Below are 26786 nucleotides of genomic sequence, written 5' to 3'. Positions count from 1 at the left end.
ATGCATCCAGCTGCCGGACCGCAGCGGACGCTGGCGTTCCCCACGACGCGCCAGCGGGTTGAGATCGTCAGCCCTCCTCGAGCGCCGCCCCGATTTCCTCCCGCACCCACGCATCCACTTCCGCCTCTTCCCTCCCCCGCAGCGACTGCCGCGCCGCCTCCGTGCCGATGCGGCCCAGCGCCCACGCCGCGTGGCCGCGCACCAGCGGCTCCTCGTCGTTCAGCGCCGCGGCGAGCGCGGGGACGGCCTCGGGCGAGCCCCAATTGCCGAGCGCGACGGCGACGTTGCGCAGCAGGCCGCGGCGCTTGGCGCGCTTGATCGGCGAACCCCTGAAGCGCGCGGAGAACTCCTCCTGCGTCATCGTCATCCACTCGATGAGCTTGGGCCCGTCCAGCCCCTCGCGTGCGAGGAACGCTGGGTCCACCGACGGTGTCGCGAAGGAGTTCCAGGGACATACTTCCTGGCAGATGTCGCAGCCGTAGACGCGGTTGCCGATCAGGGGGCGCAGGTGGGGGGGGATGGCGCCCTTGAGCTCGATGGTGAGATAGCTGATGCACCGGCGGGCATCCATCCGGGGCGCGCCGGTTGCGTCACGGCCCAGGAGCGCGCCCGTGGGGCAGGCGCTCACGCAGGCGTTGCAGGTGCCGCAGTGGTCCTTCCGGAACGGCTGGTCGTACGCGAGCTCCACGTCCAGCAGGATGACGCCCAGGAACCAGAACGAGCCACGGCCCGGCTGGATGAGCATGGTGTTGCGCGCCTGCCATCCCAGGCCGGCGCGGCTGGCCAGCTCGCGTTCCAGCACGGCGCCGGTGTCGACGTAGGCGCGGCCGTTGACGGGCAGAAGCTCGGCGCTGATCCACTCCTGGAGCGCGATCAGGCGCTCCTTCATCAGCTCGTGGTAGTCGTGGTTGCGCGCGTAGCGGGCGACGATGCCGCGCGAGGGATCGGCCGTGGCGGCGGGCTCCGCGTCGGCGTTGTAGTACTCCAGCCCCACGACGATCGCCGATTTGGCCCCCGGCACGAGAATGGCCGGGTCGCGGCGCTTGGCGACGGCGTCTTCGCGCGCCAGGTAGCCCATCTCGCCGTGCATCCCCTCGCCCACCCATCGCGCGTACGCGTCACCGTGCGCGCTCTCGTGCGCAGGCGCGATCCCCACCACGCCGAAACCCATCTCCAGGGCCCGGGCTCTGATGCGCTCGCTCAGTCCAGTGGGTGACGGCAGCGTAGATTCCATGGGCTGCACGTACCCCTCACGCTCGCTCGCGTGCCTCTACTTACTTGCGAAAGTACACAGTGTTAACATCAACGGCAGTTTCACGCAGAGGTCGCAGAGGAGACTGAGAGGACGCAGAGGAAACTTCAGGAGGGGAAGACGTGCCGGGACGCGACGAGGTGACGGGAATCATCGTGGACGCAGCATACCGATTGCACACGCGAATCGGACCCGGGCTGCTGGAGAATGTATACGAAGCCATACTCGCGAAGATGCTCGCGGACCGGGGCTTGGAAATCGAGCGGCAGAAGCCGATATCGTTCGTGATCGACGGGATCCACTTCCAGGACGGTTTTCGCGTGGATCTTCTCGTGGAGCGGCGGATCGTGGTGGAGATCAAGGCGATTCAGAAGCTGGCTCCCGTTCATTCCAAGCAGCTTCTCAGCTATTTGCGCCTGATGGATCTGCAGGTGGGGCTCCTCATCAACTTCGGTGAAGAGCGGCTGAAGGAGGGGCTGCACCGCGTCGTGAATCGGTATCACCCTCAGTAGCAGTTCTCTGCGTCCTCTCAGTTCCCTCTGCGACCTCTGCGTGAAACCTTGACGGCACTTCCCCCAGCCCGGCACTTTGCGCGCTCGCCCGAACCCGGAAGGAAGCACGCGAATGGCAGATAGACTCGAAGAATTCCGCCGCTTCAGGGAGCGCATGAACGACCGCATCCTCGAGGCCGGCAACCTGGAAATCAAGCGCTTCTTCGCGCTCGACACCCGCTGCTATGAGCCCGGCGCGCTCGACGTAAGAACGAAGGAGCTGCTGGGCCTCGTCGCCAGCATGGTGCTTCGCTGCGACGACTGCGTGACGTACCACCTGGTCCGCTGCAAGGAAGAAGGCGTCAGCGACGCCGAGCTGTTCGAAACCTTCAACGTGGGGCTGGTCGTCGGCGGCAGCATCGTCATCCCGCACCTGCGCCGCGCGGTAGACATGCTCGACCGCCTGAACGCCGACGGACCCATCGACATCGACCGCGAGACGGCTGAATGAGCACCATCCCGCACCCGGAGCTGGAGCGCTTCCGCACCGAGTTTCCCATCCTGCAGACGCGCACGTACCTCAACTCGTGCTCGCTGGGCGCCCTGTCGCGCCGGTCGATGGGCTACCTGGGCGAGTACCAGGCGCTGTGGAACACCATGGGCGCCAGCGCGTGGTACGAGCTGTGGATGGGCCGCATCGGGCAGCTGAAGCAGAGCGTCGCCACGATGTGGAGCACGCAGGAAACCGAGATCGCCCTGTCGCCCAGCGTGTCGGGCGCGCTGTCGTCCATCGCCTCGTCCATCGACTACACGAAGCGCAACAAGGTGGTGGTCGCCGAGCTGGACTTCCCCACCCTCGTCTACCAGTGGCTCGCCCGCCCCGGCATCGAGGTGGTGCGCGTGCCCTCCGACGACGGCATCGGCGTGCCGCCCGAGCGCTGGGCCCAGTACGTGGACGAGCGCACGGCCTTGGTGGCCACCAGCCACGTCTTCTACGGCACCGGCTACATTCAGGACCTTTCCGGCGCGGCGAAGGCAGCCCGCGACAACGGCGCCCTGTTCCTGGTGGACGGCTACCAGGCGGCGGGCCAGATCACCGTCGATCCCCGCGCCATCGACGCCGACATCTACGTGGCCGGGCCGCTCAAGTGGCTCCTGGGCGGCCCCGGGCTGGCGTTCCTGTACGTCCGCCAGGAGCGCATCGCCGAGCTGCGCCCCACCATCGCCTCGTGGTTCGGCGCGCGCGACCAGTTCCAGTTCCGCAACGACGAGCTGGAGTTCCGCGACGACGCGGGCCGCTTCTCCATGGGCACCCCCGCCGTCCCCACCGTCTACACGGCGCTGGGAGGGCTGGAGATCTTTGCCGAGGCGGGGCAGGAAAAGGCGTACGCACGCATCGCCGCGCTCACCGAAGACCTGGTGGGGCTGGTGGACGAGCAGGGGTGGGAGATGAAGATCTCGCGAGAGCCCGCGCACCGCTCGGGCATCATCCTGGTGCGCCACCACGACGCGGCCCGCGCCGTCCGACAGCTGGCCGACCGCAACATCATCGTCGACCACCGCGCCGGCTACGTCCGCGTCTCGCCGCACTTCTACAACACGCCGGAGGAGAACCGGCTGTTCATCGAGGCGCTGCGCCAGGTCTGAACGGCTGGAATCACACGGAGGCACGGAGGACGCGGAGAACTGCGGGGGGTATCCGGCTTCCCCGCGTTCCTGCGCCTCAGCGTGAGACCCGTTGCCAGGTCTTGGCCCGCGCCGCGCGATGGCGTACAGCGCCGGGCCGAGGACGGCGCTTAACTACTTCCGTACCCTTAACTGGTGGAGCAGAAAGGCTGACCGGAACGCCGTCTCATGCAGGGCGTCGTAGGCGGGAACGAGCCGCCGGGCTCAGGGCATTACTTAGGCGTAAAGAAATTATTTGCTGACCTGAGCTCAGTGCCCGTGGCCTTGTTCATGACAGGGGCCTGTCACCCATTTCCACCCGGTGAAGTAGCGGTATGTGTATACATATTCGAGTGCCCGATTTCCATACTCCGGATACACGACGGCGCCTCTGACCTCCACTCGTTGCCATAGCGGCGCGACAGCTACGGCCTGAGCAGCCGTCGGTGGAGAAGGAACTTGGTACGTAGCTGCCGGTACGGTTTTCGTAAGGTATTCCGTAGCCAGATTGCGGCCGAAGGTGATCAGCCGAGAGTCGTTTTCCGCAGTGGTGAAAATGAACTCCGGGTGGTATTGGAACTGAGCACGCGTGAACGTCGTCTGAGGAGAGGCACACCCACTGAGCAACTCATCCGATGCGTCCTCACTAGTGACAAATCTCGTTTCCACTCTTGCGGTCGCACCTGGAGGAGGCGTCAACAGCTGCGGATCTTCTTGAACAACACTCGGAGGCTCAGGTTCTAGCGATCCGTTTACCTCACATGCTCCCACAATAACCATGGAAACCAGTCCTGCCACGATTTTCCTTCGATAGGCCGACGTATCAATTCTCATCTTGAACCTCGTAGAGGTTAGCGGTGCGGCGGAGATCGAGGGACGCCCAGTACCACGCCGACTGAACAGCCCAAGCGCCGCGAAACGAAGGCCATAGTTATATGCTTACGGTGACAGCGAATAATAGTCTCAAACGGATCTCCTTAAAGGAATCTAACGTACGATGGATTGTCGTCAAGCGTTTTGTGTTGCGAGAAAGGAGCAACGATGAACGTCGCCTGAATCGATGAGACCCGCCTTTCAGGTCCCGCGCCGCGCGATGGCGTACAGCGCCGGTCCGACAGCCGCGACCGCAAGGGCGGAGAGAACGGCCGGGGCGCCGTACTCCGGGTCGCGCAGGTTCAGAACGGTCACCACCGTCAGCACGAGGGCGGGAACCGCGGCCAGCACCGCCACGCCCGCCGCCCCCACCGGCAGGCGGAACGGCCCCCGCAGCCCCGGCTCGCGGATCCGCAGGGCCAGCAGGGCGGCGAACTCCATCATCAGCGCCAGCGAGTACAGCAGCACGTCCGCGGTCACCAGGTGGCCGAAGGAAAAGAGCGAGAACACCGAGTAGAAGACGGCCGACACCAGCACCGCGTTCCGTGGCGTCCCCCGCTCGTCCGTCTTCGCGAGGGCGGCGGGAAGCAGCCCGTCCGCGGCCATCACCAGGGGAATGCGCGAATACGCCATCAGCAGCGAGTTGAACAGGGCCAGCGCGCTCACCATTCCTCCCAGCGCGAGCCATCCCCCGATCCACCGCCCCCCGAACGCCGCCGCCTGCTCCGCGATCTGCGGCCAGCCCCCCTCCCGCCACGTCGTTCCATCGCTCGCCGCCAATCCCGCCATCAGCGGAACCACGTATCCAAGCGTCACCAGCGGCAGTGTCAGGAAGAGCGCCCGCGGATAGGTGCGCTCCGCGTCCACCACCTCGCCCTGCACCGTCGAGGCGTTGTCCCAGCCCAGGTAGTTCCACAGCACGGTGGAGAGCGCCAGGCCCATCGCGCCCGCGCCGAACTCCCCGCCCGTGGAAAAGGGCTTCCACGGCACGTGCGAGATGTTGGGGATGGCGGCCAGCGCGAACGCCAGGAATCCCGCGACGATGAAGGCACCGGCGAAGACGGAGACGCGGCCCACGCGAAAGGCGCCGCGCAGGTTGATGGCCGTGGCGCCCCAGATCACCGCCAGCGACACCGCCCAGCGCGCCGGCCCGCCGAGGCCGGGGACGAAATACGCCAGGTACTGGTTGAACAGCACGGGATAGAGCGCCATGTCGAGCAGCGAGTAGACCCACGTCATCCACCCGTTCTGGAACCCGGCGAACCGGCCGAACGCGCGCTGCACCCAGCGGTAGTAGCCGCCCTCCACCGGCAGCATGCTCGACAGCTCGGCCACGATCAGCGTTTCGGGGAGCGCCCAGATCAGCGGGACGAGCAGCACGATCAGCAGCGTGAGCCCCGGCCCCACCTCGGCGACCACGCCCTCCAGGCTGTAGGCGCCGCCAGAGGTGTTGAAGTACATCACCCCCACCAGCGACAACGTGGTCAACGTGCGCTTCAGCCCGGGTACGGCGATGGCGCCTTCGGAAGATGCGACGGGGTCGGCGGGGGACGCGGAGGGAGCGGGCGAGGACAACGGCGGTCGCGGTCGGCGGGGGGATGGAACCAGCGGGCGCGACAAGCTGCGGGGCGCGCCACGCCGATGTCAATCGCCCGACTCCTTCAGCGCAGCCGCAGGGTGTAGGTCATCCCTCCCGAAAGCGCGTCCAGATCGTGCGCCGCCAGCAGCACGGCGAACCCGCGAAGCGGTCCGATCCGCACGCCCGCGTTCGGCTGCTCGCCATCGTACTCGGCCATCAGCGCCAGCCACGGCCGCGGCGCCACGGATACGCCTCCGAACAGGCCCACGAACTGCTCGTCGTACACCGCGAGATCGAGCACGTTTTCGCCGTACCCCGCCGTAATCCCGATCGACGCCGGCGTGATTCGCACCTCTTTGCTGGCCACCACGTACGTCGCGGAGTACAGCCGCGTCCCCACGATGTCGTGCATGCCCACCGCGAGGGCCGGCCGCCGCGCGCCTTCGTCGATCAGCTGCACCCGGAAGCTCACCATCCGGTCGCCCAGCGCTTGGCGAGGCACGTCGAGAGGCCTGGTCAGCCGCAGGTCCACTTCCAGAAAGGGGAGGAAACCCAGCGAGAGCGACTGCACCAGCCCGCGCCGGGTATGGTGCCCGTAGAAGTGGTGATGCCCGGGCGCGATCCACTGGAGCCCCGCCCGCAGCTCGGAATCTTCCATGATCCGGCCCGTCGGGATGCTGACGAGCCCTGTCGTGCCGGTGAGCGACTGTGCCCGAGCCTCGGAGCTCATCAGCAGCGATCCGGCGATCAACACCGCGCCCAGCCGAACCAGCTGCGCCAGCGAATCGACCGTGTCCCGTCCAGCCTTTGTCATTGGCTCGGGGGGCAGGAAATGGAGTGCTCGACGAGAGGTGTCACGGACCCATCCACCGGGCGAAATCATCCATCGTGCGCCCCGTTCGGAAGCGCCGCCCTCCCGGCACGAAGCCGTAGTACCGGTACTCCCAGTGGAATGCATCGGCGAGGCGCACGCGGAGCGGGCCGGGACGTGGATGCTTCGCCACCCCGAGAGGAATGCGCAGGGTTGCCCCGGCATTCGTACCCTGGCCGGTGTGCGTGACGAACCAGCCCAGGTCCACCTCCCCGAACTGCCGCACGACATCCATCCGGACCCCTTTCTGATCGCGCAGGAAGGTGCCGGCGGTGCCCTGCACGGTCAGACCCTGCCGCGTGCTCCGCCATCCCGCCTCCGCCAGGGCGGTTCGCTCGGCGGCCGGGGCCAGCCGCCACTCCTCCCGGGCAAACGACGCCAGCCCCGTCGTCGCGACTTCCCCGCCCGCGAACCAGCGCGCATCCGGCGAGTACGCGCGCGCATGCAGGTCGGCCCCGTAGCGATTGGGCGTGAACAGCCCGGCTGCCGCGACCACGAACACGTTCCGCGGCAGGCGCACGGCCTGGTTGAGGGTCACCAGGCCCGGTCGGACCCGCGACTCGCCTGTCGGAAGATCGTCCTGCAGCGTGAACAACACCTGGGCCGAGAGGCTCAGCCCCGTCCGCAGCGGCACACGGACCTCGGGTGCGACGCCGCCGCGGGAGCGGATCGGGTTGTCGTAGTCACCGAATGCGGCTTCGAACCAGGGGTGAACCACGACGTCCACCCGCCCGAAGGACCTGCCCGCCCGCTCCGCGGAGATGAGCTCGGGGGGCACTCCGGCGAGGCTCAGCGAGCCGGAGGCCGCACCGCCGCGTTCGGCGAGGTCCGGCCCCTCCGCGGCGGAATACACGCTCTTCCCGAGCATCACCCCGTCGCGCGTGGGAACGAGGACGAGTTCCCGCGCGTCACCGAGCATGGGGAGCAGGAGCGCGGCAGCCTCGTCGAGCGCCCTTCGCGTATCGCGGTAACGGGTGTTCTCGAGGGTGACCCACAGCCGTTGACCATCCACGACCGCCCCGGCGTTCGAAAAGCCTCGAGACGTCAGGAGACGGACAATGCCGTCGGCGTGCGCCGGCTCGCCTTCAGGCAACTGGGCACCGGCGCCTTCGGGTGCGCCGAGGAGCAGGCATGCCACCACGGTAAATAGCGGACGAAGCTTCAGGAGAGATCCCACGATGGTCCCGCCTTTCGATCAGCCCAGGATCGGGACTTCAAGCAACACTCGCTTATTGAGTCCTATTGTGAGCGCTTCTTATGGTAGTTTCATTACGGTGTGTCGTCAAGCGTAATCCTTCGAAGGATCGTCGAATAGAAAAACGGCCCGGCTGCCTGGGGCAGCCGGGCCGTTCCGGCGTTCCACGGACGCGAGCCGCCCTAGCGGGCCGCACCCAGGTGATGCAGCAGGAACGCATACCGGAACGCGGTCTCGCGCAGGGCGTCGTAGCGGCCCGACGAGCCGCCGTGGCCCGCGCCCATGTTGGTGCGCAGCAGCAGCAGGTTGCTGTCGGTCTTGGTGGCGCGCAGCCGCGCGACCCACTTGGCCGGCTCCCAGTATGCCACGCGCGGGTCGTTCAGCCCCGTGGTCACCAGCATGGTGGGATAGGCCTTGGCCTCGACGTTGTCGTAGGGCGAGTACGACAGCATGTAGCGGTAGTGCTCCTCGTTCTGCGGATTGCCCCACTGCTCCCACTCGCCCGCCGTGAGGGGGATGGACGCGTCGAGCATGGTGTTGATCACGTCGACGAAGGGCACGTCGGCGATCACCACCTTGAACAGGTCCGGCCGCATGTTGACCACGGCGCCCATCAGCAGCCCGCCCGCGCTGCCGCCGCGGATGCCCAGCCGCTCGCGCGAAGTGAAGCGCTCGTTCACCAGGTGCTCGGCCACCGCGATGAAGTCGGTGAACGTGTTGCGCTTGTTCATCATCTTGCCCTGGTCGTACCAGGACCGGCCCATCTCCTGGCCGCCGCGGATGTGCGCGATGGCGTACACCACCCCGCGGTCCAGCAGGCTCAGGTTGGCGATGCTGAACGCGGGGTCGGTGCTGCTGCCGTAGCTGCCGTACGCGTACAGCAGCATGGGACGCGAGCCGTCACGCACCAGCGGCTTCTTGTACACCAGCGACACCGGCACCATGGTGCCGTCCGCGGCGCGGGCCCAGGTGCGCTCGCTGGCGTACTGCGAGGGGTCGTATCCGCCCAGCACGTCGGTTTGCTTCTTCAGCGTGCGCTGGCGGGTGTTCATGTCGTAGTCGTACACCGACGACGGCGTGACCAGCGAGGTGAACCCGAAGCGGAGGGTGCTGGTGTCGTACTCGGGATTGCTCCCCGGTGAGGCCGTGTACACCGGCTCGGCGAACTCGATGGTGTGCTCCTGGCCGTTGCGGATGTTGCGGACGCGGATCTGCCGCAGCGCGTTGGTGCGCTCGAAGAGAACCAGGTGGTCGCGGAACACGTCGAAGCCGTCCAGCAGCACCGTTTCGCGGTGAGGCACCACCTCGCGCCAGCTGGCCCGCGACGGGTTGGACTCCGGCGCTTCCATCAGCTTGAAGTTGTTGGCGCCGCCCACGTTGGTGCGGATCAGGAAGCGGCCGTTCTGGTGGCTGACGGAGTAGATGTGGTCCCGTTCACGGGCCGCCACCAGCCGGAACTCCGTGGGCCGGTCCGCCGGCGCCACGCGCACCTCGCTGCTGGTGTAGCTGCCGGTGGACAGGATCATGTACCGGTTGTCCTTGGTGCGGCTGATCCCCACGCGGAACAGCACGTCGGGTTCGTGGAACACCAGCACGTCCGTGGCGCGATCGGTACCCAGCGTGTGGCGGAAAACGCGGTCGGGGCGCTGCGCCTCGTCGGTCTTCGTGTAGAACAGGGTGCGGTTGTCGGCGGCCCACGTGGCGCCGAACGACACGTCTTCGATGCGGTCGGGAAGGATCTCGCCGGTTTCCAGGTTCTTCACCATGATGGTGAAGTGCTCGGCCCCGGTGGTATCCACCGAAAACGCCACCAGCCGGTGATCGGGGCTGATCGAGTAGGCGCCCAGGCTGAAGTAGCGCTTGCCCTCGGCCATCTGGTTCAGGTCCAGGATCACCTCTTCGCGGGCGTCCAGGCTGCCGCGCTTGCGGGCGAGAACGGAGTACTGCTTTCCCTCTTCGGTGCGCGAATAGTAGTAGTACGGACCGATGCGGTCCGGCACCGAAAGGTCCGTCTGCCGGATGCGGCCCAGGATTTCCTGGTACAGCGTTTCCTGGAGCGCCTTCGTTCCCGCCATGGCGGAATCGGCGTAGCGGTTCTCGGCTTCCAGGTAGCTGATCACCTCCTGGTTCTGCTTGTCGCGCAGCCAGAAGTAGTTGTCGACGCGCACGTCGCCGTGCAGCGTGTCGGTCCTGGGGATCACGCGCGCCACGGGGGGCGGCGGCAGGTCGCGCGCGGTCTGCGCGGCGGCGGGCACGGCGGCCAGCCACGGCGCGAGCAGCAGGAGGGTGCGCACGGAACGACGCAGCATGAGGACTCCTTGCGGGGATCTGGTGATTTCGAGGATGCTAAATTAGCAGCACCTACACGATAGTCCCCCAAGGGCGGTTGGAACAGGGGTTCGTGCGTGGGCCTCGCACCAAAGATTGGAATGTGGATGCCAAGTTCCGTCGCCGTCCAAGCCTGCACGGGCGAATGAATTCGCTGCAACAACCACACGAAGTCCGTCTTCGCGCGTCTTCGCGGACTGGCTTGCTGGAGTGTGGGTTGAGGCTTGGGGCACGACCTTGTCGGGCGCCGGGAGCGGGTCGGAGGGGATGCACACCGAAGCCTGCCGAAGCGCGATCGAATTCTCCCCTCTCCCGCTCGCGGGAGAGGGGCCGGGGGAGAGGGCAGCCGGGGCATGCGCCGGCCCACGTCACCGCGCGCCCGACTCTTCCAGGGACTGCCAGCCCGGGCGCCCAGCCCGCCGAAGCGAACGGCACTGGCTCCCTTCCCCCGCGCTGTTGGGGGGGGATGGGCTGGGGTTGGGGGCGCGTCGGCGGCATGCGCCGGCCCATGTGACCACGCACCCGACTCACCCAGCGCTGCCAGCCGGCCCCGCCGGGTCCGCGTGGCGTGACGCCCTTGCGGGTCACCTGACCCGTGCGCGGATCGGCCGATGCGCGCACTTTGGTGAAACCGATCGATCCATCTGCACCCGGCCTATCGTCCCATGACCCGTCCCGATCCCGAGTACCCGCTATCCGACCTGGCCCTCGCGCGTCGCCTGGAGGCCGCGGAGGGGCGTGCGAACGCCGCGTTCGTCACCAGTCGCGCGCGGCGGCAACCGGAGGTGGGGGCCACGTGGAAGGAGATCGCCGGCACACTGGTGATGTTCGACGGCGTGGGATCGGCCCTCACGCAGACGTTCGGGCTGGGCACCCTCGGCGAGGCGACGGACGCAACGCTCGGCGAAATCGAAGGGTCCCTGCACGCGCGCGGAGCCGAGGTGTTCCACGAGGTGAGCCCCATGGCGGGGATGCCGCTGCTGGGCGTGCTCGCGGCGCGCGGGTACCGCCCGGTGGAGCTGACCAGCGTGATGCACCGGCCCACCACGATTCCCGTCCCCGGTGCCGAATCACAGGTGCGGGTGCGGCGGATCGAGCCTGGGGAGGTGGACCTGTGGGCAGACACGGCCGCCCGCGGCTGGGGCGAAACCCCGGAGCTCGCGGAGTTCATGCGTGCCTTCGGAACGATCACCGCGAGCGCCGACGGCACCGTGCCGTTCCTCGCCGAAGTCGATGGAGAGCCGGTCGCCACGGGAGCCCTGGCGATCCATGGCGGCGTGGCGCTGCTGGCGGGAGCGAGCACCGTCCCCGCGGCGCGGAAGCAGGGAGCGCAGCGCGCGCTGCTGCAGGCGCGGCTTCGGTATGCGACGGAGCACGGATGCGACCTGGCGATGATGGGTGCGGAGCCCGGCAGCGCGTCCCAGCGCAACGCCGAGCGCCAGGGTTTCCGCATCGCCTACACGCGGATCAAGTGGCACCTCCCGCCGCCGTGAAAACCTTCGAACAGGGAAAATGGGGAGGTCTCTTTGTTGCAGCGAATCAGAGCCCGCCTGGAGCGATGACACCCACATAGGTACGATCTTCATTCGGAGGGATTCATGACTGAACTTGCTGTGGCGTCGCTGCCCGACTTTCATCGCGCAATCAAGGAACACCTGTGGCCGGGAACGCTGTTTCGCGGTGTTAATGACGCTGTTCGACACGTGTTAAAGCCGTCGTTAGGACGTTATGCAACTTCAGGCGACACGGGATACTTCTCCCCCAACGAGCTGCTGGAACGGGAGCGGGAAGCTCTCTACAGCTTTTCCATCGTTGCTCTCCCGTACGTCCGACGCGAGATTCGCAACGACTTGGAACTGATGACCATCGCCCAGCACCATGGGTTACCAACGCGGCTACTGGATTGGACATTCAACCCGTTGGTAGGGCTCTACTTCGCGGTGTCCGCAAATTACGGCGAGGATGGAGCAGTGTTCGCGATACGCAATAGAGATATCGAGTGGTACCATCTCCACAAGTCCGAGAGCCTCAATCCATTCACCGTCGATCGAGTGTTCGCACTTCTTCCTTATCAGGTTTCCGAGCGGGTAAACCCTCAAGCGAGCGTATTCACAATCCATCCGGATCCAACCATCGCTTTCGAACCGGACTACTTGTTCAAATTCGTCATCCCGGCAAGTGCCAAGCTCGAAATAGAAGAGCACCTTAGTTGGTGCGGAATCCATGCTCACAACCTGTTTCCGGGCCTTGACGGCGTGTCGAACAATCTTAAGCGCATTTTCTTCGATCGCGTCAGGCATGGCGCGGGCGTAGTCGCCTGATCCGCGGAGTCAGACGAGCCAGGGCGCGCTACACGGCGTAACCAACACCAGGTCAAGCCAGTCCGCGAAGGCGGACTTCGGGTGGCCGTTGCAGCGAATTCATTCGCCCGTGCAGGCTTGGGCTCGGCTTGAACCCGGGGTTACGCACACGAACTCGGTTCTGGGGATCGGCGACTCGGAGAGATCCGTGCCGCTGCCGCGCCCAGGCTCGTTCGTGGTTCAGGCAAGATCCTTCGGCCCGCATAGGTCGGCGAGCGGGCGAGTCTCGTGCGCTTGGGCCTCTGGATGACAGACGTGGGCTCATGCGGTGGGAATGAGCGGTACACTTGGGCCGCTGGATGGACAAACCGAGTTCATGCGGCGGGAATGAGCGGTACACTTGGGCCGCTGGATGGACAAACCGAGCTCATGCGGCTGGGATGAGTAGTGGGCTCGGGCCTCTGGACGACAGAATCGCCGTGCATCGTACGGCGCGTCAGGCTGGGCCTTGCCGCGCACGCGTCCGGGGCACAGGATGTGACGTGGCGAAACGCGAGCAAATTCCCGCACCTGAACCGGACATCGGCCCGTGACCGACCGCCCCGTCACCATCGTCTGCCTTTCGAGCTTCCTCAAGGGCGAGGAATTCCTCCGCGAGTGCAAGCGGCAGGGCTGCCGCGTGCTGCTGATCACCGTCGAAAAGCTGCGCGAGGCCGAGTGGCCGCGCGACGCCATCGACGAGATGCTGTACATGCCGGACCTGTTCAAGCGCGACGACGTGATCAACGGCATCAGCTGGCTGGCGCGCACGGAGCACATCGACCGCATCGTGCCGCTGGACGAGTTCGACCTGGAGATCGCGTCGGCGCTGCGCGAGCACCTGCGCGTGCCGGGCATGGGCGAAACCACCGTCCGCTACTATCGCGACAAGCTGGCGATGCGCATGCGGGCGCGCGAAGCCGGCGTCCGCGTTCCGGACTTCGCCCCGGTGCTGCACAACGACCACGTCAACCACTTTCTGCAGACGGTGCCCGCGCCGTGGGTGCTCAAGCCGCGCTTTTCAGCGTCGGCCATCGGCATCCACAAGCTCGACGATCCCGAACAGGTGTGGCGCACCATCGAGTCGCTGGGCGACAAGCGGAGCTTTCACCTGCTGGAGCGCTTCGTCCGCGGTTCGGTGTACCACGTGGACTCGCTGGTGTGGGACCGGGAGATCGTGTTCTCGGATGCCAACGGCTACGTGAGCCCGCCGTTCGAGGTGTACCACGGCGGCGGACTGTTCAGCACCCGCACCCTGCCCCGCGACTCCGACGAGGCGGCCGCCCTCAAGCAGGAGGATGCGCGGGTACGGGAGGCGCTGGGCATCGTGCGGGGCGCGCTGCACACGGAGTTCATCCGTGGCGACGAGGACGGCGAGTTCTACTTTCTGGAGACGGCCGCCCGGGTAGGCGGCGCGAACATCGTCGAGATGGTGGAAGCCGCTACGGGCATCAACCTGTGGCGCGAATGGGCGCGGATCGAGGTGGCGGATGCGCGGGGCGAGGCGTACGTGCTGCCGAAGACGAGGGAGGACTACGCGGGGCTGCTGGTGTCGCTCGCCCGGCAGGAGTGGCCCGACACGTCGGCGTACGACGATCCCGAGATCGTCTGGCGGATGAACAAGCGCCATCACGTGGGGATGATCCTCGCCTCGCCCAGCGCGGACCGCGTCGCGGAACTGCTCGGCTCGTACATGCACCGCGTCCAGGAGGACTTCCACGCCTCCATGCCCGCGTCGGCCACGGCAACGGACTGACCGATGGAAGCGTCAGGCACACCATAGCAAGGTCGCGCCACAGGCGACAACAAACACCGCGGCAGGCAGTCCACGGAGGTGGACATCGTGTGGTCGTTGCAGCGAATTCATACGCCCGTGCAGGCTTGGGCCGCTCCCAGGCGGGGACAGGACCGAGGCCTTGGGTTCCGTGTCGCTGCCGCGCCCGGGCGAAGTGGCTCCCGCGGCAAGATCCCACGGCCCTGCATGGTATGCACTGCGGGCCCGTCAAGTGCGCTCGGGCCTCTGGATGACAGGGGCCGGTGATGGCCCGGGATGGAGAGCGGCGGGCCCACTACACTAAGGGCGCGCCACAGACGACAACAACACCTCGGCAGGCCAGTCCACGAAGGTGGGCATCGTGTGGTCGTTGCAGCGAATTCATTCGCCCGACCAAGCCCGGCGGGCACACAAAAACCGGAGGCGCGGAGAACATTCTCCGCGCCTCCCGCTCGTTTGATGTTGCGCCGCAGCAACTTACGACGGAACTCCGGGGGCGCTTTCGCCGTACGGTGATGGGCGGGGCGACACCAGGCCAGGTCGCCGCCGCCGATACGCCCGACCCGGAGCGGCCATGAACGCGACCACGAACACCCGACGCACCGCACGATGGAGAGCCGCCACCGCGGCCCTCGTCGCGCTGCTGTTGCCGATGCTCGCGGGCTGTGGAGCGCGGCGCGAGCGGCCTCTGTCCGCGGTGGACGTGGAGCTGGTGCGGGCGGACGCGTACGCCGATTCCATCGCGCGCACCCGCGCCCCGGCGCTGAGCGACGAAGACGTCATCGTGCTGGGATACATGGAGCGGCTGCGCCTCGGGCTCGGCAGCCCGTTCCGGTTGACGGACCTGGCGCTGCAGGACCCCCGGCTGACTCCCGCGTCGCGCCGCAGGGCCGGCGCCGTGCTCCTGTCGGCCACGGCGGCGGGGCGGGGGTACGTGCTGGACCCGCTCGCCCTCTCCACCGTCTCCCACGGCTCCGTGGACGTGCGGATGCGGGCCGCGCGCCTGCACCTGGACATCATCGAGCAGGCCGTCGCCACCGCGGCAGACCCGCGCGGCGGCGAGTTGACCGTCCGCGCCGCCTACGCGCTCGCCGCCGCCGAGGGCACCGTTCCCGCGCATTCGCCCCCGCTCGTCGCGCGGGCGGCGGCGCTCGCGGCGGACCGGCGGAGGGCGCGCGACGACGCCCGCGCCCTGCTGGGCGACGCGGCGCTCACCAACCGCCACCCGCTGGCGCTGCTGCGCGAGTGGCGGGCGGCCCGGCGCTTCTCCGTGGAATCTCCTGCGGGCGCCTGGCGCAGCGAGTCGCGCGAGGCCGCGTCCGGTGCCGCCGCCATCCCGCTGGCGAGCGCCATCGCATCCGTTCCCGCGCGTGCCGCGGCGCATGAGCCCGTGTCCGCGCCCGTCCCCCTGCTTTCCCGCGCCGCGGCCCGTCGCCTGGCGGAGTTGGCGGACCGCCACGAGCCGCCACCGGTAGCACCGATCGCCGTCTCCCTGGAACGCTACAGCCGGGCGATCCAGCAGGCGCTGGGGCCCACGGAGACGGGCCGCGCCAACGGCCGCCGGTTCGTTGAGTCGGCCCGCGACGAGGAGCACTTCGCCGCCGCGTACACCCGCATCCGCGCCACACACCCCGCCGCCCCGCTCGCCGAGGCCGCGCTGGAATCCGCCGTCGCCATGCGCACCTACGCCCAGGAAGCGGTGTGGCACCCGGGCTTCCCCGCCCCGTCCACGTCGGATCTCAAGCGGCGCTACGGGCTGAAGGCGGTGGACTTCGACGCCGACGTGCCGATGGCCTGGCGCCCGTACTACCGCCGCATGCTGGGAAGCGCGCTTGCCGAGATGGAAGCCATCCTTCCCGGAATGGACGTGCGGGGGCTTTCGATCCAGTTCGGGCGGACGGGCAAGGAGCGATCGGCGCTCGCCATCCACGACCCATACGGGCGCCGCATCCACGTTCCGCCCGCAACGGGCCCGGGCACGCTGATGCACGAGATCGCGCACGACCTGGACTGGCAGGTGGCGCGCAGGCGCTACCGCGGTCGGGGCGCGTACGGCACCGACCTGGCGCTGCGGGCGAACGGATCCGACGAGTTCGCCGCCGCCGTGCGAAGCCTGCCCACGGCACCCGTCGCGGGGCGCAGCGCCGGCCGTAGCGGCGGATGGGACTACGAGACGCGCCCCGCGGAAACGTTCGCCCGGCTGCTGGATGGCTACGTGACCGCGACGCTGGCCGCGCGCGGGCGCAGCAACGGCTACCTGTCATCGTACCAGGACGAGGTGCTGGCCGGCCACGGCACCGCCGTGCCCCCCGATGCGCGCGGCCGCGTGCTTAACGTCTTCCGCCCGCTGATGATGGAGGCGTCGCCGCTGCCCATCCCCCTGCAGAGCGAATTCGAGGGGCTGTGGGGGCCCCGCCCGGCGCTGGGGCCGCTGGGCATGGTGGCCGAAGTGGCCGCCGCGGGCGGGCAGCGGCCGATCGCCGCGCGCGGGGACGAGTGGCGCAGCCTGGCGGACCTGGAAGCCTTTCCCGACGCCGCCCGCGCGCGCATCGCCGGGGTGCAGCGGACGCGCGACGCGCTGATCGCCGAGCGCGAGGCGATGATCTGCGCGAACCCGTTCCTCTCGCTCGGCGCGCAGGGCGAAAGGGACGTCCGCGCGCTGGTTCATCGCGCCGCCCGGTCACGGATGCGCGGGATCATGAGCCAGGAGCTGCGATCCCTGGGCATCCAGGCCGATGCAGATGCCGCCGCCGCGGCGTGGCTTCCGGCAGAAAACCCGGTCGCGAAAGCGCTGGTCTCCACGAGCGACGCATCCACCCCCTCGGCGACGTGCGGCGGCCATCTGGATCGCTGACGAAGGGCTCGGAGGACGCGGAAGGCCCTCCCCTGTGTCCCCCGTGTCCTCCGTGCGAAACCCCCGCTACGTCAGCCCTGGCCAGACAGCGCGCGGACGAGCCGGTACAGGAACTCCTGCCCCTCGAAGTAGGAGCTGATCGAAATCCGCTCGTTGGGCGCGTGCACGCGCACGTCGTCCACGTCGAAGAAAATCCCAGACACGCCATACATCGGAATGCCGGCGGCGCGGAAGTAGAGGCTGTCCGTGGCGCCGATGCCCATCACCGGAACCACCGGCACGCCGGGCCACAGCTCCCCGGTGATCCGCTCCACCGCGCCTACGACCTCCGGCGTCAGCGGCGACGGGGGGCTGGGCTTCGCCGCATTCACCTGGGTGAGCACCACGCGATCGTCCGCGATCACCTCCACCAGCTGCCGCGCCACCTCGTCCGGATCGGTCCCGGGAAGCAGGCGGCAGTTGAGGATGGCGCGCGCGGACTGGGGGATGGTGCTGTTGCTCTGCCCCGCATCCAGCCGCGTGGCCACGCAGGTGGTGCGCATCATCCCGTTGTACTGCGGCACCTCGCTCAGCCGAGCCGCCGCGTCCGGATCGCCCCTGTCCAGTAGCGCGCGCATGTCGTCGGCCACCTGCCCCGCCTCGATCCGCGACATGCGTTCGAAGAAGGCGCGCGCCACCTCGCCCAGCTGCACGGGAAAGGTGAACCCGGCGATGCGGCCCAGCGCCGCGGCCAGGTGGTAGATGGAGTTGTCCGGGGTGGGCAGCGAGCTGTGGCCGGAGGCGCCGCGGGCGCACAGCTCGAAGTCGACATAGACTTTCTCGCTCGCTTGCAGGTTGTTGGCGACGCGCCGCCCGGCCTTGATCCGCCCGGTTCCCCCCTCGTTGATCCCCATCTCCGCATCCACCAGGTCGCGGCGGTTCTCCGTCAGCCACTTGGCCCCGTTCTGCGGCCCGCCCTCCTCGTCCGCCGTCAGCGCCAGGATGATGTCGCGGTCCGGCACCACGCCCTCGTTCAGCAGGCGCACCAGGTTGGCGGCCCAGATGCTGGCCATGGCCTTCTGGTCGCTCGTGCCGCGGCCGTAGAAGAACCCGTCCTGCTCCACCAGCTCGAAGGGATCGGTGGACCACTCCGCCGGATCGGCATCCACCACGTCCAGGTGGGCCAGCAGGAGCAGCGGCCCGCGCGCGCCGCTGCCGCGAAGGCGCGCCACCAGGTTCATCTTGCGGGGATGCGGGCCGGCCTGCGTGACGTCGTCCTCCGGGAGCCCCGCCGCCAGCAAGCGGCGGGCGACCACCTGCCCCGCCGCGGTGACGTCGCCCGCGGCCTCGGTGGTGTCGATGGCGATCAGCTCGGAAAAAATGTCGCGCGCCAGCTGCCGGTACTCCGCCGGGGAGGTGACAGCCGGGTCGATGCCGTTCTGCATGGATGTTTCCAGGTGGTGGTTCGTCCGCAGCGGCCTGTCGCCGTGCCGCCACGCGTGAACTTACGCGGCGGACGGCGCGCGTCCAGACGACGATCGTGCGTCCCGCCCTTGCCGGATCGTCCGCGTGCGCGAAATTACGCGGGTTCTGGCGGAGCGGTGCCCGTTCCGGCCCCCACGCCCCACCGACCCGAAGCTGCATGAGCCGCGATTCCGAGCCGCCGCAGGACCCTGGCACCGACCCGCTGCGCGATCCCGCCCGCCTGGCCGCGCTCCACGCCACGGCGCTGCTCGGCAGCGCGCCGGAGGAGTCGTTCGACCGGCTCACCCGCATCGCGGCCGAGTTCCTGGACGCGCCGCTGGCCCTGGTGAACCTGCTGGACGACCAGCGGCAGTTCGCCAAGAGCTGCTTCGCCCCGCCAGGCTGGCCCGACGACCCCAACTCGCCCGTGGAGGAGTCGTACTGCCGGTGGACGATCGTCGAGCGCCAGCCCGTGGTGATCGCGGACGCGCGAAAGGACGAGCGGGTGCGCGACAGCGTGTTCCTGCGCGACCTGAACCTGGTCAGCTACCTGGGCGTTCCCCTGATCCTTTCCAACGGCCACGCGCTGGGAACGCTCTGCGTGGCGGGCTTCGAGCCGCGCGAGTGGACGGAGCGCGAGGTGCGGCTGCTGGCGGACCTGGCGGCGTCGGTAACCACCGAGGTGGAGCTCCGGCTGGACGTGGCCGAGCGGCGCCAGATCGCCAGGCTCAAGGACGAGTTCGTTTCCATCGTCGCGCACGAGCTGCGCACGCCGCTGACCTCCATCCGCGGCAGCCTGGGGCTTCTGGCCAGCGGACGGCTGAACGGAACGCCGCAGGCGCAGCGGATGCTGGAGATCGCGGCGCAGAACTCCGACCGCTTGGTGCGGCTGATCAACGACATGCTGGACCTGGACCGCCTGCAGTCCGGCCGGCTGGAGCTGAACCCGGCGCGGGTGGAGGTCGCCCGGCTGGTGGAGCAGTCGATGCACGCCGTCGAGGGCGCCGCGACGGGCGTGCAGGTGACGCTGGAGGCCAGGATCGACCCGGGGCTTGACGTCTGGGCCGATCCCGACCGGGTGGTGCAGGTGCTGGTGAACCTGCTTTCCAACGCGGCCAAGTTCTCCCCGCCCGGCGCCGTGGTGGAGGTGGTCGCCGAGAACCGCGGCGAGCAGGCGCTGTTCCAGGTGCGCGACCGCGGCCGGGGAATCCCCGCCGACAAGCTCGACGCCATCTTCGAGCGCTTCCGGCAGGTGGACAGCTCCGACGCGCGCGACAAGGGCGGCACCGGGCTGGGGCTGGCCATCTGCCGCAGCATCGTCCAGCAGCATGGGGGGCGTGTCTGGGTGGCGAGCGAATGGGGCAAGGGCAGCACCTTCTTCTTCACCCTCCCCCGCGAGCCGCGCCCCGCCGGCGAGTAGGGCCCCCTCCCCCGGCCCCTCCCCCGCAAACGGCGCGGGAGAGGGGAGAACTTCGATCGGGAGGCGACGGGCTGTCTCGCATGCCTTGGGAGCCCCCTCCCCCCGGCCCCCGTCCCCCGCTGCGCAGGGGAGGGGGAGACCTGAATTGCGCTTCGGCCGGCCTGGCGCACTCGAGCGTGAATGCAGTCCGCGCAGGCGGACTTCGTGATGTTCCAGCCGCGGTTGCAACCGCCTGGACGGGACCGGAGCCGAGGCCTCGGCTCCGGCCTGCGTGCGGGTTCGGCGCGCCTGGGCCTCTGGATGACAGGGTGCGGTGCATCAGCTGACAACAGCGCCATCCATCGGAACGGATCGTTCATTGCTGTGCGGCACCCGATTCCGACGATCGCCCCCTGAATCCATACATCGCCTGACCTGATGGACCGCAGACGTATCGATATCGCGCCGCCCCACATCCCCGGCTTCCGCGCCGTTCCGTTCACCGGGGTGATCTACGTGATGGCCGAGGCCGCCAAGCGCGGCTACGCGTACGGCCACCCCGACTGGTGCAACCTGGGCCAGGGGATGCCCGAAACCGGCCCCCTTCCCGGTGCCCCGCCCCGCATCCTGGAGGCGCCCATCAGCACGGCGGACCAGGAGTACGCGCCCGTGGCGGGCATTCCCGAGCTGCGCAGCGCCGTCGCCGACCTGTACAACCACCTGTACCGCCAGGGCAAGGCGTCGCAGTATACCGCCGACAACGTCTGCATCTGCGGCGGTGGACGGCTGGGGCTCACCCGCACCGTGGCGGCGCTGGGCGAAATCAACCTGGGGCACTTCCTTCCCGACTACACCGCGTACGAGGAGCTGCTGAACGTCTTCCGCGCGTTCACCGCCATCCCCATCCTGCTGGAAGGAACCGACGGCTACCGCTTCGACATGGGTCGGCTGGAGCGCGAGATCATGGGCCGCGGCCTTTCGGCGCTGCTGCTCTCCAACCCGTCCAACCCCACGGGGCGCACCATCCGCGGGCTGGAGCTGGCGTCGTGGGTAGAGGCGGCGCGGCGGCTGGAGTGCACGCTGCTGCTGGACGAGTTCTACTCGCATTACGCCTGGTGCGCCACGCCCGACGAGGACGGCCTGGTCTCGGCCGCCCGCTACGTGGACGACGTGGACGACGACCCGGTGGTCATCATGGACGGGCTGACCAAGAACTGGCGCTACCCCGGCTGGCGGACCACGTGGATCGTGGGCCCGAAGGCGGTGATCGAGGCGGTGACCAGCGCGGGCTCGTTCCTGGACGGCGGCGGCAGCCGGCCCCTGCAGCGCGCCGCCGTCGCGCTGCTGGAGCCCGCGGCGGTACGCGCCGAGACGGCGGCCATCCGCGGCGCCTTCCTGCGCAAGCGGCGCATCCTTCTCGACGGGCTGCGCGACGCGGGCATGCGGCTGGACGTGGAGCCCGAGGGCACCTTCTACATCTGGGCGGACCTGGCGGGCCTTCCCGAGCCGCTGAACGACGGCATGGACTTCTTCCAGGCCGCGCTGGAGGAAAAGGTGATCTGCGTGCCGGGCGAGTTCTTCGACATCAACCCGGGCAAGCGCCGCAGCGGCCGGGCATCGCGGTTCCGCACCTACGCGCGCTTCTCGTTCGGCCCCGAAGAGTCGGCCGTGGCGGAAGGCGTGCGGCGCCTGGGCGAGATGGTGCAGCGCTACCGCTGACGTCGCTTTCGCACTTTCGCACTCACGCACTCCCTCCCATGAACCCGATCGAAACGCTCGCCGCCTGCGCCGGAACGTGGAGCGGCCCCAGCACCCTGCAGGACCCCATGAACAACGTCGCCGAAGAGTCCGCGTCCACGCTCACCGTTACGCCGGTGCTGGGCGGGCGGTTCGTGCGGATGGACTACACGTGGGCGTACCAGGGGAAGCCGCAGGAAGGCTCGCTGCTGGTGGGCTTCGATCCCAAGGCCAACACACTGTCGGGGCACCTGGTCGACACCTGGCACGTGGGATACGGGGCGATGGCGTTCACCGGAACGCCCGGCGAAGACTCCACGCTGACCGTGCGCGGCTCGTACGCCGCGCCGCCCGGCCCGGACTGGGGATGGCGCATCGACGTCGCGCCGGGCGATGATACGCTGCGCATCACGCACTACAACGTCTGGCCCGACGGCAAGGAAGACCTGGCCGTCGAATCGGTCTACACCCGCGCGTAGCCATCAGCCTGATGGAGCACGTCCGTTCAACCCATACTGTCGAGGTGAAAGATGAAGTGTCCCGTATGCCTGCAGCCCGACCTGGTGATGTCCGAACGCCAGGGAATCGAGATCGACTACTGCCCGCAATGCCGCGGCGTGTGGCTGGACCGCGGCGAGCTCGACAAGATCATCGAGCGCTCCGCCACGTCGGCCCCCGCCACGTCTGCGCCTGAGCCGCCACTGAACGTCTACCCGCCGCAGCAGCCCGGCTACGGCCAGCAGCCCGGATACGGCCAGCACAAGAAGTACGACAAGGACTACCACGGCGGGTACGGCCACAAGAAGAAGCGCGGCGGATTCCTGGGCGAGATCTTCGACTTCGATTGATGGACCGCTCCATCGCCTTTGCATCGCGGACCGTCGGCGGCGTTCCCCTCCTGCTGGCGTTTCCGCAGGCGGGGGATGCGCCGCACCCGGCGGTGCTCTGGTTCCACGGGTTCGGCGTGGACAAGGAGGTGCACCGCAAGGAACTTGAGCAATTGGCGCGGGCCGGGTTCCTGGGGGTGGGCGTGGATGCGGTGGGCCACGGCGCTCGCCGCCTGCCGGACCTGGACGCGCGCCAGGCCGCGCCGCACGAGCAGGCGCTGCGCACCATGATCGGCCTTGCCGCGCGGACGGCGGATGAGATTCCCGCCGTCGTCCGCGCGCTGGCGGATGAAGGCCTGGCCGACGCGGAGCGGGTCGGCGTCGTGGGCGTGTCGATGGGCGGGTACGTCGTGTATCGGGCGGTGCTGGTGGAGCCCTCCATCCGCGCCGCCGTTGCCATCCTCGGTTCGCCGGAATGGCCGGACGGCGACAGCCCGCACCGTCATCTGGAGGGCTTCCGTCGCACCGCGCTCCTGTCCATCACCGCGGAACGCGACGAAAACGTGCCGCCCGCCGCCGCGCGCGAGTTACACCAGCGGCTCGCCGCGGCGGACCCGGAGCCGGGGCATCGCCACGTGGAACTCGCGGGCGCCGTCCACCTGATGTCCGAGCAGCACTGGACCCAGGCGATGGACGAGACGCTGCGCTGGTTGGAGCGCCACCTCCGGCCCACCTCGTCATGCTGATCAGCCATCCAGACGCACGACAGCCGGGGGATCGCTCCCCCGGCTGTCGTTTTTTTCCCGCAGTTCTCCGCGCCTCGGCGTGAGAACCTCCGATACGTCAGGCCGCCGTGCAGTCGTACGGGTCGGTGGTGGTGGTGGGGTTCGGCGAGGTGCCGTTGCGGCGCGTGCCGTTCATCACCTGCAGCGCGATTCCCGTGTAGTACTTCTTGAGGATCTGGTCGTACGTGTGGCCCGCGCGCGCCATGCCCACGGCGCCCGTCTGCGCCAGCCCCGCGCCGTGCCCGTTGCCCCCGCCGTACGCGCGATACCCGGTGAGCGCGCCCGACGAGTTAGTCACCCGCTCGATCACGAACAGCGTGCTCGGAAGCATGGTGGGCACGCCGGAACTGCTGATGTACGGCATCGCGGAGCGGATGGCCGTCCCCGTCTCGGTGAAGGTGCCCTGGTCCGTCACGAACTCGATCTGCGTCACCCGCCCGCTGGTGCTGGAGCGCGCCAGGATGTTGATGGCGTTCACGTTGCCCACGGGCTTGTTCGCGAAGTCGCCCACCACGCAGCTCATCTGCGCCATCGTCCAGCTGTAGTTCCACCGGTGGTAGCTGTGGAAGCCGCCGTACGCCCCCGTCCACGTGGGGGTACGCAGATCGGTGAGCAGCGCGCTCACCGAGGGCAGCTCCTGGCCGGCCGGCGCGTCCCACACGGTGCGCAGGTAGGGCGCGGTGGTGGCGAACACGTCTTCGACGTTGCTCGTCTTGCCGCCGCTGGTGGCGTAGAACAGGGCGCTGATCATGGCCCCGTTGTACGTGGCGACGATGCCCGCCGTCGCATTGATGGCGCTGGTGCTGATGGAATGCTCCGCCGCCGACCCGCCGTACACCTGGTCCTGCACGGTGGCCAGCACGTCGTAGCCGTTGTTCCAGTGCTTGCCCAGGCTGGAATGCGCGTAGGTGCGAGCCGCCACGGCCTGCGCCTTCTGCGCCTCCATCTCGGGGTACACCGACGGCCCCAGCTCGCGCGGCACCACGCCGTACAGGTACTCCTCCATCCCCACCTCGTTGATGCCCGCCAGCGTGCCCGCGGCGTTCTTCATCACCTCGGCGATCCCGCGGTACTGCGCCGTGCCGATGGTCACGCGCGCCGTGGACGCCACCGTGATGCGCGGCTGGGCGCGCGAGATGGCGGACGTTCCCGTCGTCTTGGTGGTCACGTAGCGCGGCTCGTAGACCGTGGTGTTCACCGTCTTCCACAGCGCCGACGTGGTCGCCAGGCCCGCGTTGATCACGTTCTGCTTGTAGATGCGCTCGGCGGTGGTGTCCATGGGCAGCGGCCGCTCGCCGATGTACACGCGCCAGCAGCTGGCCGTGGACACGTACTCCCACGCCGACGGAAAGCCCGCCGCGGTTCCCGCCGTCACCCGCTGGTCGCGGTCCGCCGCCGTGGTGGTGCACACCACCTGCAGCCGGCGGTTGTTGGTGGCCACCCCCACCGACTGGTTCCACGTCACCGTCGCCTGCTCGCCCGCCAGCCCCGAGACGAGATAGGCGTTCGTCCCCTTCTCGCGGACGTCGTACGCCACCGTGGCCCCGATCTTCACCGACGTGGCGGCGGGGATGATGCCCACGCGGATCTTTCCGGCGTACGGCTCCAGCGTGTTCAACGACGCGCCCGCCGGCGGGGCGATGTCGGGCTGGGTGGGCAGGTCGTCCGCGCACCCCGCCGCGGCCGACAGAAGGGCCAGCAGGGCGAAGCGGAACTGTCGTGCGTGCATGTGCACCTCGGGGTGGTGGATGGGGGACCGGCGGCGATCGTCGGGATCTCCCGAGGCCGAGGCGCTGGCCTCGACGCGGCACGCCAGGGGGTGCACCGGTTCGCGGGATGATCTCGCTCGGAGCTGTATCATACGGCTTCCGCAGAAAACATGCACCTCCCGCCACGGCGTGCACATCCTCCCGGGCTGCTGGATCGCGGGAGCAGAGCTTGCCCTGCTGCCCGCCTCGTGGATCATCGGCAACCCTGTCGTGGGATGGCATGCGTGCGAGGAGCCTGTTCATCGCGGTCGCACTCCCGGCGTCCGCCTCCATCGCGGGCACCTGCTACGTCGTGCAGCCGATGGCTGGAGGGCGGGCGATGAGCCCGGCCCCGGCGGTCTCGGCCGAGCGGCTGGAAGCCCACGTGCGGGCGCTCTCGGAAGAGTTCGTTCCGCGCGACTACACGCATCCCCAGAACCTGAACCGCGCCGCGGCGTACATCCGCGACGAACTGGAGCGTGCCGGCGGGCGGGTGTCGGTGCAGGACTTCGACGTGCGCGGCACCACGTACCGCAACGTGGTGGCCTCGTTCGGCCCGGAGGAGGGCGAGCGGATCGTGGTGGGCGCCCACTACGATGCGGCGGGCCCCTACCCCGCGGCCGACGACAACGCCAGCGGCGTGGCGGGGCTGCTGGAACTGGCGCGGCTGCTGTCCGCGGCACCGCCGGGGACGCGGGTGGACCTGGTGGCGTTTCCGCTGGAGGAGCCACCGTTCTTCCGCACGGGGCACATGGGGAGCGCCGTGCACGCCAGGTCGCTGCGGGCGCAGGGCGTAAAGGTGCGGCTGATGATGTCGCTGGAGATGATCGGCTACTTCACCGACGCGGAGGGAAGCCAGCAGTTTCCGCTCGCCGTCCTCAAGGCTTTCTATCCCTCTCGCGGTAACTTCATCACCGTGATTGGAAAGCTGGGGCAGGCCTCCGCCGTGCGACGGGTGAAGCGCGCGATGCGGAAGGCGTCGCCGCTGCCCGTGCACTCCATCAACGCGCCGCGGTGGGTTCCCGGTGTGGACTTTTCCGACCACGCCAGCTACTGGGACGAAGGCTATGCGGCGGTGATGATCACGGACACGGCGTTCTATCGAAACCCCCACTACCATACCGCACGCGACACCGCCGACACGCTGGACTATGCGCGAATGGCGATGGTGGTCCAGGGCATCCACGCCGCCGTCCTGCGTCTGGCCTAAGGCCGTTGCGGTGCTGAGGCGACCCATTCTCAGGGTGGGTGCGTCCCCAACGCGGCAGCGGGTAAACCCGCCGCTGGGAAAGCGGAAAGCCCCGACACGGGCCGCTCGCGCGTCCCGTTCGGGGCTTCACCTGCACGCGCACGACACCTGCCACGCGCAACTGTAATCCCGAGGAGCGGCCACGCCGGAACTGCCCGTACACGGCAGTTGGCAGCGACCGAGGGATCCGCCACACAGCCGGAGTTGCGCACCCAAACCGCAGCCACCCAACACCCCTGCGGTCGAGCCGCACGAACCGTTCGAAGCGCCGTCGAATTCTCCCTCTCCCCTGCGAAGCGGGGGAGAGGGCCGGGGAGAGGGGGCTCCCTCGGCATGCGCAGGCACCGATTCGAAAACGCCCCGATTCTCAGCTGCGC

At 68.7% G+C, this 26786-nt stretch carries 20 protein-coding genes; 13 read left to right on the top strand and 7 right to left on the bottom strand.

Annotated elements, in window-relative coordinates; genetic code table 11:
* Positions 1-67: 67 nt before the first annotated feature.
* Positions 68-1234, bottom strand: a complete 1167-nt coding sequence (gene queG / locus VGB24_RS02445) for a tRNA epoxyqueuosine(34) reductase QueG (protein WP_331071364.1) — start codon at positions 1232-1234, stop codon at positions 68-70.
* Between the two features lie 140 nt (positions 1235-1374).
* Here queG and VGB24_RS02440 point away from each other — a divergent pair, with 140 nt between their 5' ends.
* From VGB24_RS02440 to VGB24_RS02430, 3 genes are all read left to right on the top strand, one after another.
* Complete coding sequence (locus VGB24_RS02440; protein WP_331071363.1) at positions 1375-1764, top strand: GxxExxY protein; 390 nt, start codon at positions 1375-1377, stop codon at positions 1762-1764.
* Between the two features lie 112 nt (positions 1765-1876).
* Positions 1877-2254 carry a carboxymuconolactone decarboxylase family protein gene (locus VGB24_RS02435; protein WP_331071362.1) on the top strand — a complete coding sequence of 126 codons (378 nt, stop codon included), beginning with the start codon at positions 1877-1879 and terminating at the stop codon, positions 2252-2254.
* Positions 2251-3390, top strand: coding sequence for an aminotransferase class V-fold PLP-dependent enzyme (locus tag VGB24_RS02430; RefSeq protein ID WP_331071361.1), 1140 nt, complete (start codon positions 2251-2253; stop codon positions 3388-3390). The genes VGB24_RS02435 and VGB24_RS02430 overlap by 4 nt, the downstream gene beginning before the upstream one ends.
* A gap of 1092 nt (positions 3391-4482) precedes the next feature.
* Here the strand turns inward: VGB24_RS02430 and VGB24_RS02425 are convergent.
* The 4 genes from VGB24_RS02425 to VGB24_RS02410 form a co-directional block, all read right to left on the bottom strand.
* The gene (locus tag VGB24_RS02425; RefSeq protein ID WP_331071360.1) at positions 4483-5856 is read right to left on the bottom strand and encodes an APC family permease; all 1374 of its coding nucleotides are present in this window, start codon (positions 5854-5856) and stop codon (positions 4483-4485) included.
* 86 nt (positions 5857-5942) lie between these two features.
* Complete coding sequence (locus tag VGB24_RS02420; protein WP_331071359.1) at positions 5943-6674, bottom strand: YjbH domain-containing protein; 732 nt, start codon at positions 6672-6674, stop codon at positions 5943-5945.
* Positions 6675-6714: 40 nt separating this feature from the next.
* Positions 6715-7908 (bottom strand): YjbH domain-containing protein, encoded by a 1194-nt coding sequence (locus VGB24_RS02415; RefSeq protein ID WP_331071358.1) that lies wholly within the window; start codon positions 7906-7908, stop codon positions 6715-6717.
* A gap of 200 nt (positions 7909-8108) precedes the next feature.
* On the bottom strand, positions 8109-10235 hold the full coding sequence (locus VGB24_RS02410) for a S9 family peptidase (RefSeq protein WP_331071357.1): 2127 nt from the start codon (positions 10233-10235) through the stop codon (positions 8109-8111).
* A 684-nt stretch (positions 10236-10919) separates the two neighbouring features.
* Here VGB24_RS02410 and VGB24_RS02405 point away from each other — a divergent pair.
* From VGB24_RS02405 to VGB24_RS02390, 4 genes are all read left to right on the top strand, one after another.
* On the top strand, positions 10920-11747 hold the full coding sequence (locus VGB24_RS02405; protein ID WP_331071356.1) for a GNAT family N-acetyltransferase: 828 nt from the start codon (positions 10920-10922) through the stop codon (positions 11745-11747).
* Positions 11748-11852: 105 nt separating this feature from the next.
* Positions 11853-12575, top strand: coding sequence for an FRG domain-containing protein (locus VGB24_RS02400; RefSeq protein WP_331071355.1), 723 nt, complete (start codon positions 11853-11855; stop codon positions 12573-12575).
* A 568-nt stretch (positions 12576-13143) separates the two neighbouring features.
* The gene (locus VGB24_RS02395) at positions 13144-14349 is read left to right on the top strand and encodes a hypothetical protein (protein WP_331071354.1); all 1206 of its coding nucleotides are present in this window, start codon (positions 13144-13146) and stop codon (positions 14347-14349) included.
* Between the two features lie 592 nt (positions 14350-14941).
* Complete coding sequence (locus tag VGB24_RS02390; protein ID WP_331071353.1) at positions 14942-17221, top strand: hypothetical protein; 2280 nt, start codon at positions 14942-14944, stop codon at positions 17219-17221.
* A 71-nt stretch (positions 17222-17292) separates the two neighbouring features.
* Here the strand turns inward: VGB24_RS02390 and VGB24_RS02385 are convergent, their stop codons facing one another.
* A complete protein-coding gene (locus tag VGB24_RS02385) occupies positions 17293-18645 on the bottom strand; it encodes a M20/M25/M40 family metallo-hydrolase (RefSeq protein ID WP_331071352.1) in 1353 nt (450 codons plus the stop codon).
* A 197-nt stretch (positions 18646-18842) separates the two neighbouring features.
* Here VGB24_RS02385 and VGB24_RS02380 point away from each other — a divergent pair, with 197 nt between their 5' ends.
* From VGB24_RS02380 to VGB24_RS02360, 5 genes are all read left to right on the top strand, one after another.
* Positions 18843-20084 (top strand): ATP-binding protein, encoded by a 1242-nt coding sequence (locus VGB24_RS02380; RefSeq protein WP_331071351.1) that lies wholly within the window; start codon positions 18843-18845, stop codon positions 20082-20084.
* Positions 20085-20501: 417 nt separating this feature from the next.
* Complete coding sequence (locus tag VGB24_RS02375) at positions 20502-21782, top strand: pyridoxal phosphate-dependent aminotransferase (protein WP_331071350.1); 1281 nt, start codon at positions 20502-20504, stop codon at positions 21780-21782.
* A 38-nt stretch (positions 21783-21820) separates the two neighbouring features.
* Positions 21821-22279, top strand: a complete 459-nt coding sequence (locus tag VGB24_RS02370; RefSeq protein ID WP_331071349.1) for a DUF1579 family protein — start codon at positions 21821-21823, stop codon at positions 22277-22279.
* Positions 22280-22330: 51 nt separating this feature from the next.
* Positions 22331-22648 carry a zf-TFIIB domain-containing protein gene (locus VGB24_RS02365; RefSeq protein ID WP_331071348.1) on the top strand — a complete coding sequence of 106 codons (318 nt, stop codon included), beginning with the start codon at positions 22331-22333 and terminating at the stop codon, positions 22646-22648.
* Positions 22648-23373, top strand: coding sequence for an alpha/beta hydrolase family protein (locus tag VGB24_RS02360; protein ID WP_331071347.1), 726 nt, complete (start codon positions 22648-22650; stop codon positions 23371-23373). Before VGB24_RS02365 ends, VGB24_RS02360 begins: the two co-directional genes overlap by 1 nt.
* Positions 23374-23470: 97 nt before the next feature.
* Here VGB24_RS02360 and VGB24_RS02355 read toward each other — a convergent pair whose 3' ends face one another.
* Positions 23471-25237, bottom strand: a complete 1767-nt coding sequence (locus tag VGB24_RS02355; protein WP_331071346.1) for a SpoIID/LytB domain-containing protein — start codon at positions 25235-25237, stop codon at positions 23471-23473.
* Positions 25238-25401: 164 nt separating this feature from the next.
* Here VGB24_RS02355 and VGB24_RS02350 point away from each other — a divergent pair, with 164 nt between their 5' ends.
* Positions 25402-26370: a M28 family peptidase gene (locus VGB24_RS02350; RefSeq protein WP_331071345.1), complete on the top strand. Its 969-nt coding sequence runs from the start codon at positions 25402-25404 to the stop codon at positions 26368-26370.
* Positions 26371-26786: the final 416 nt, after the last annotated feature.

This window comes from Longimicrobium sp. (genome assembly GCF_036399935.1).
Lineage (GTDB): Bacteria > Gemmatimonadota > Gemmatimonadetes > Longimicrobiales > Longimicrobiaceae > Longimicrobium.
This window is presented reverse-complemented; position numbering and strand designations above follow the sequence as displayed.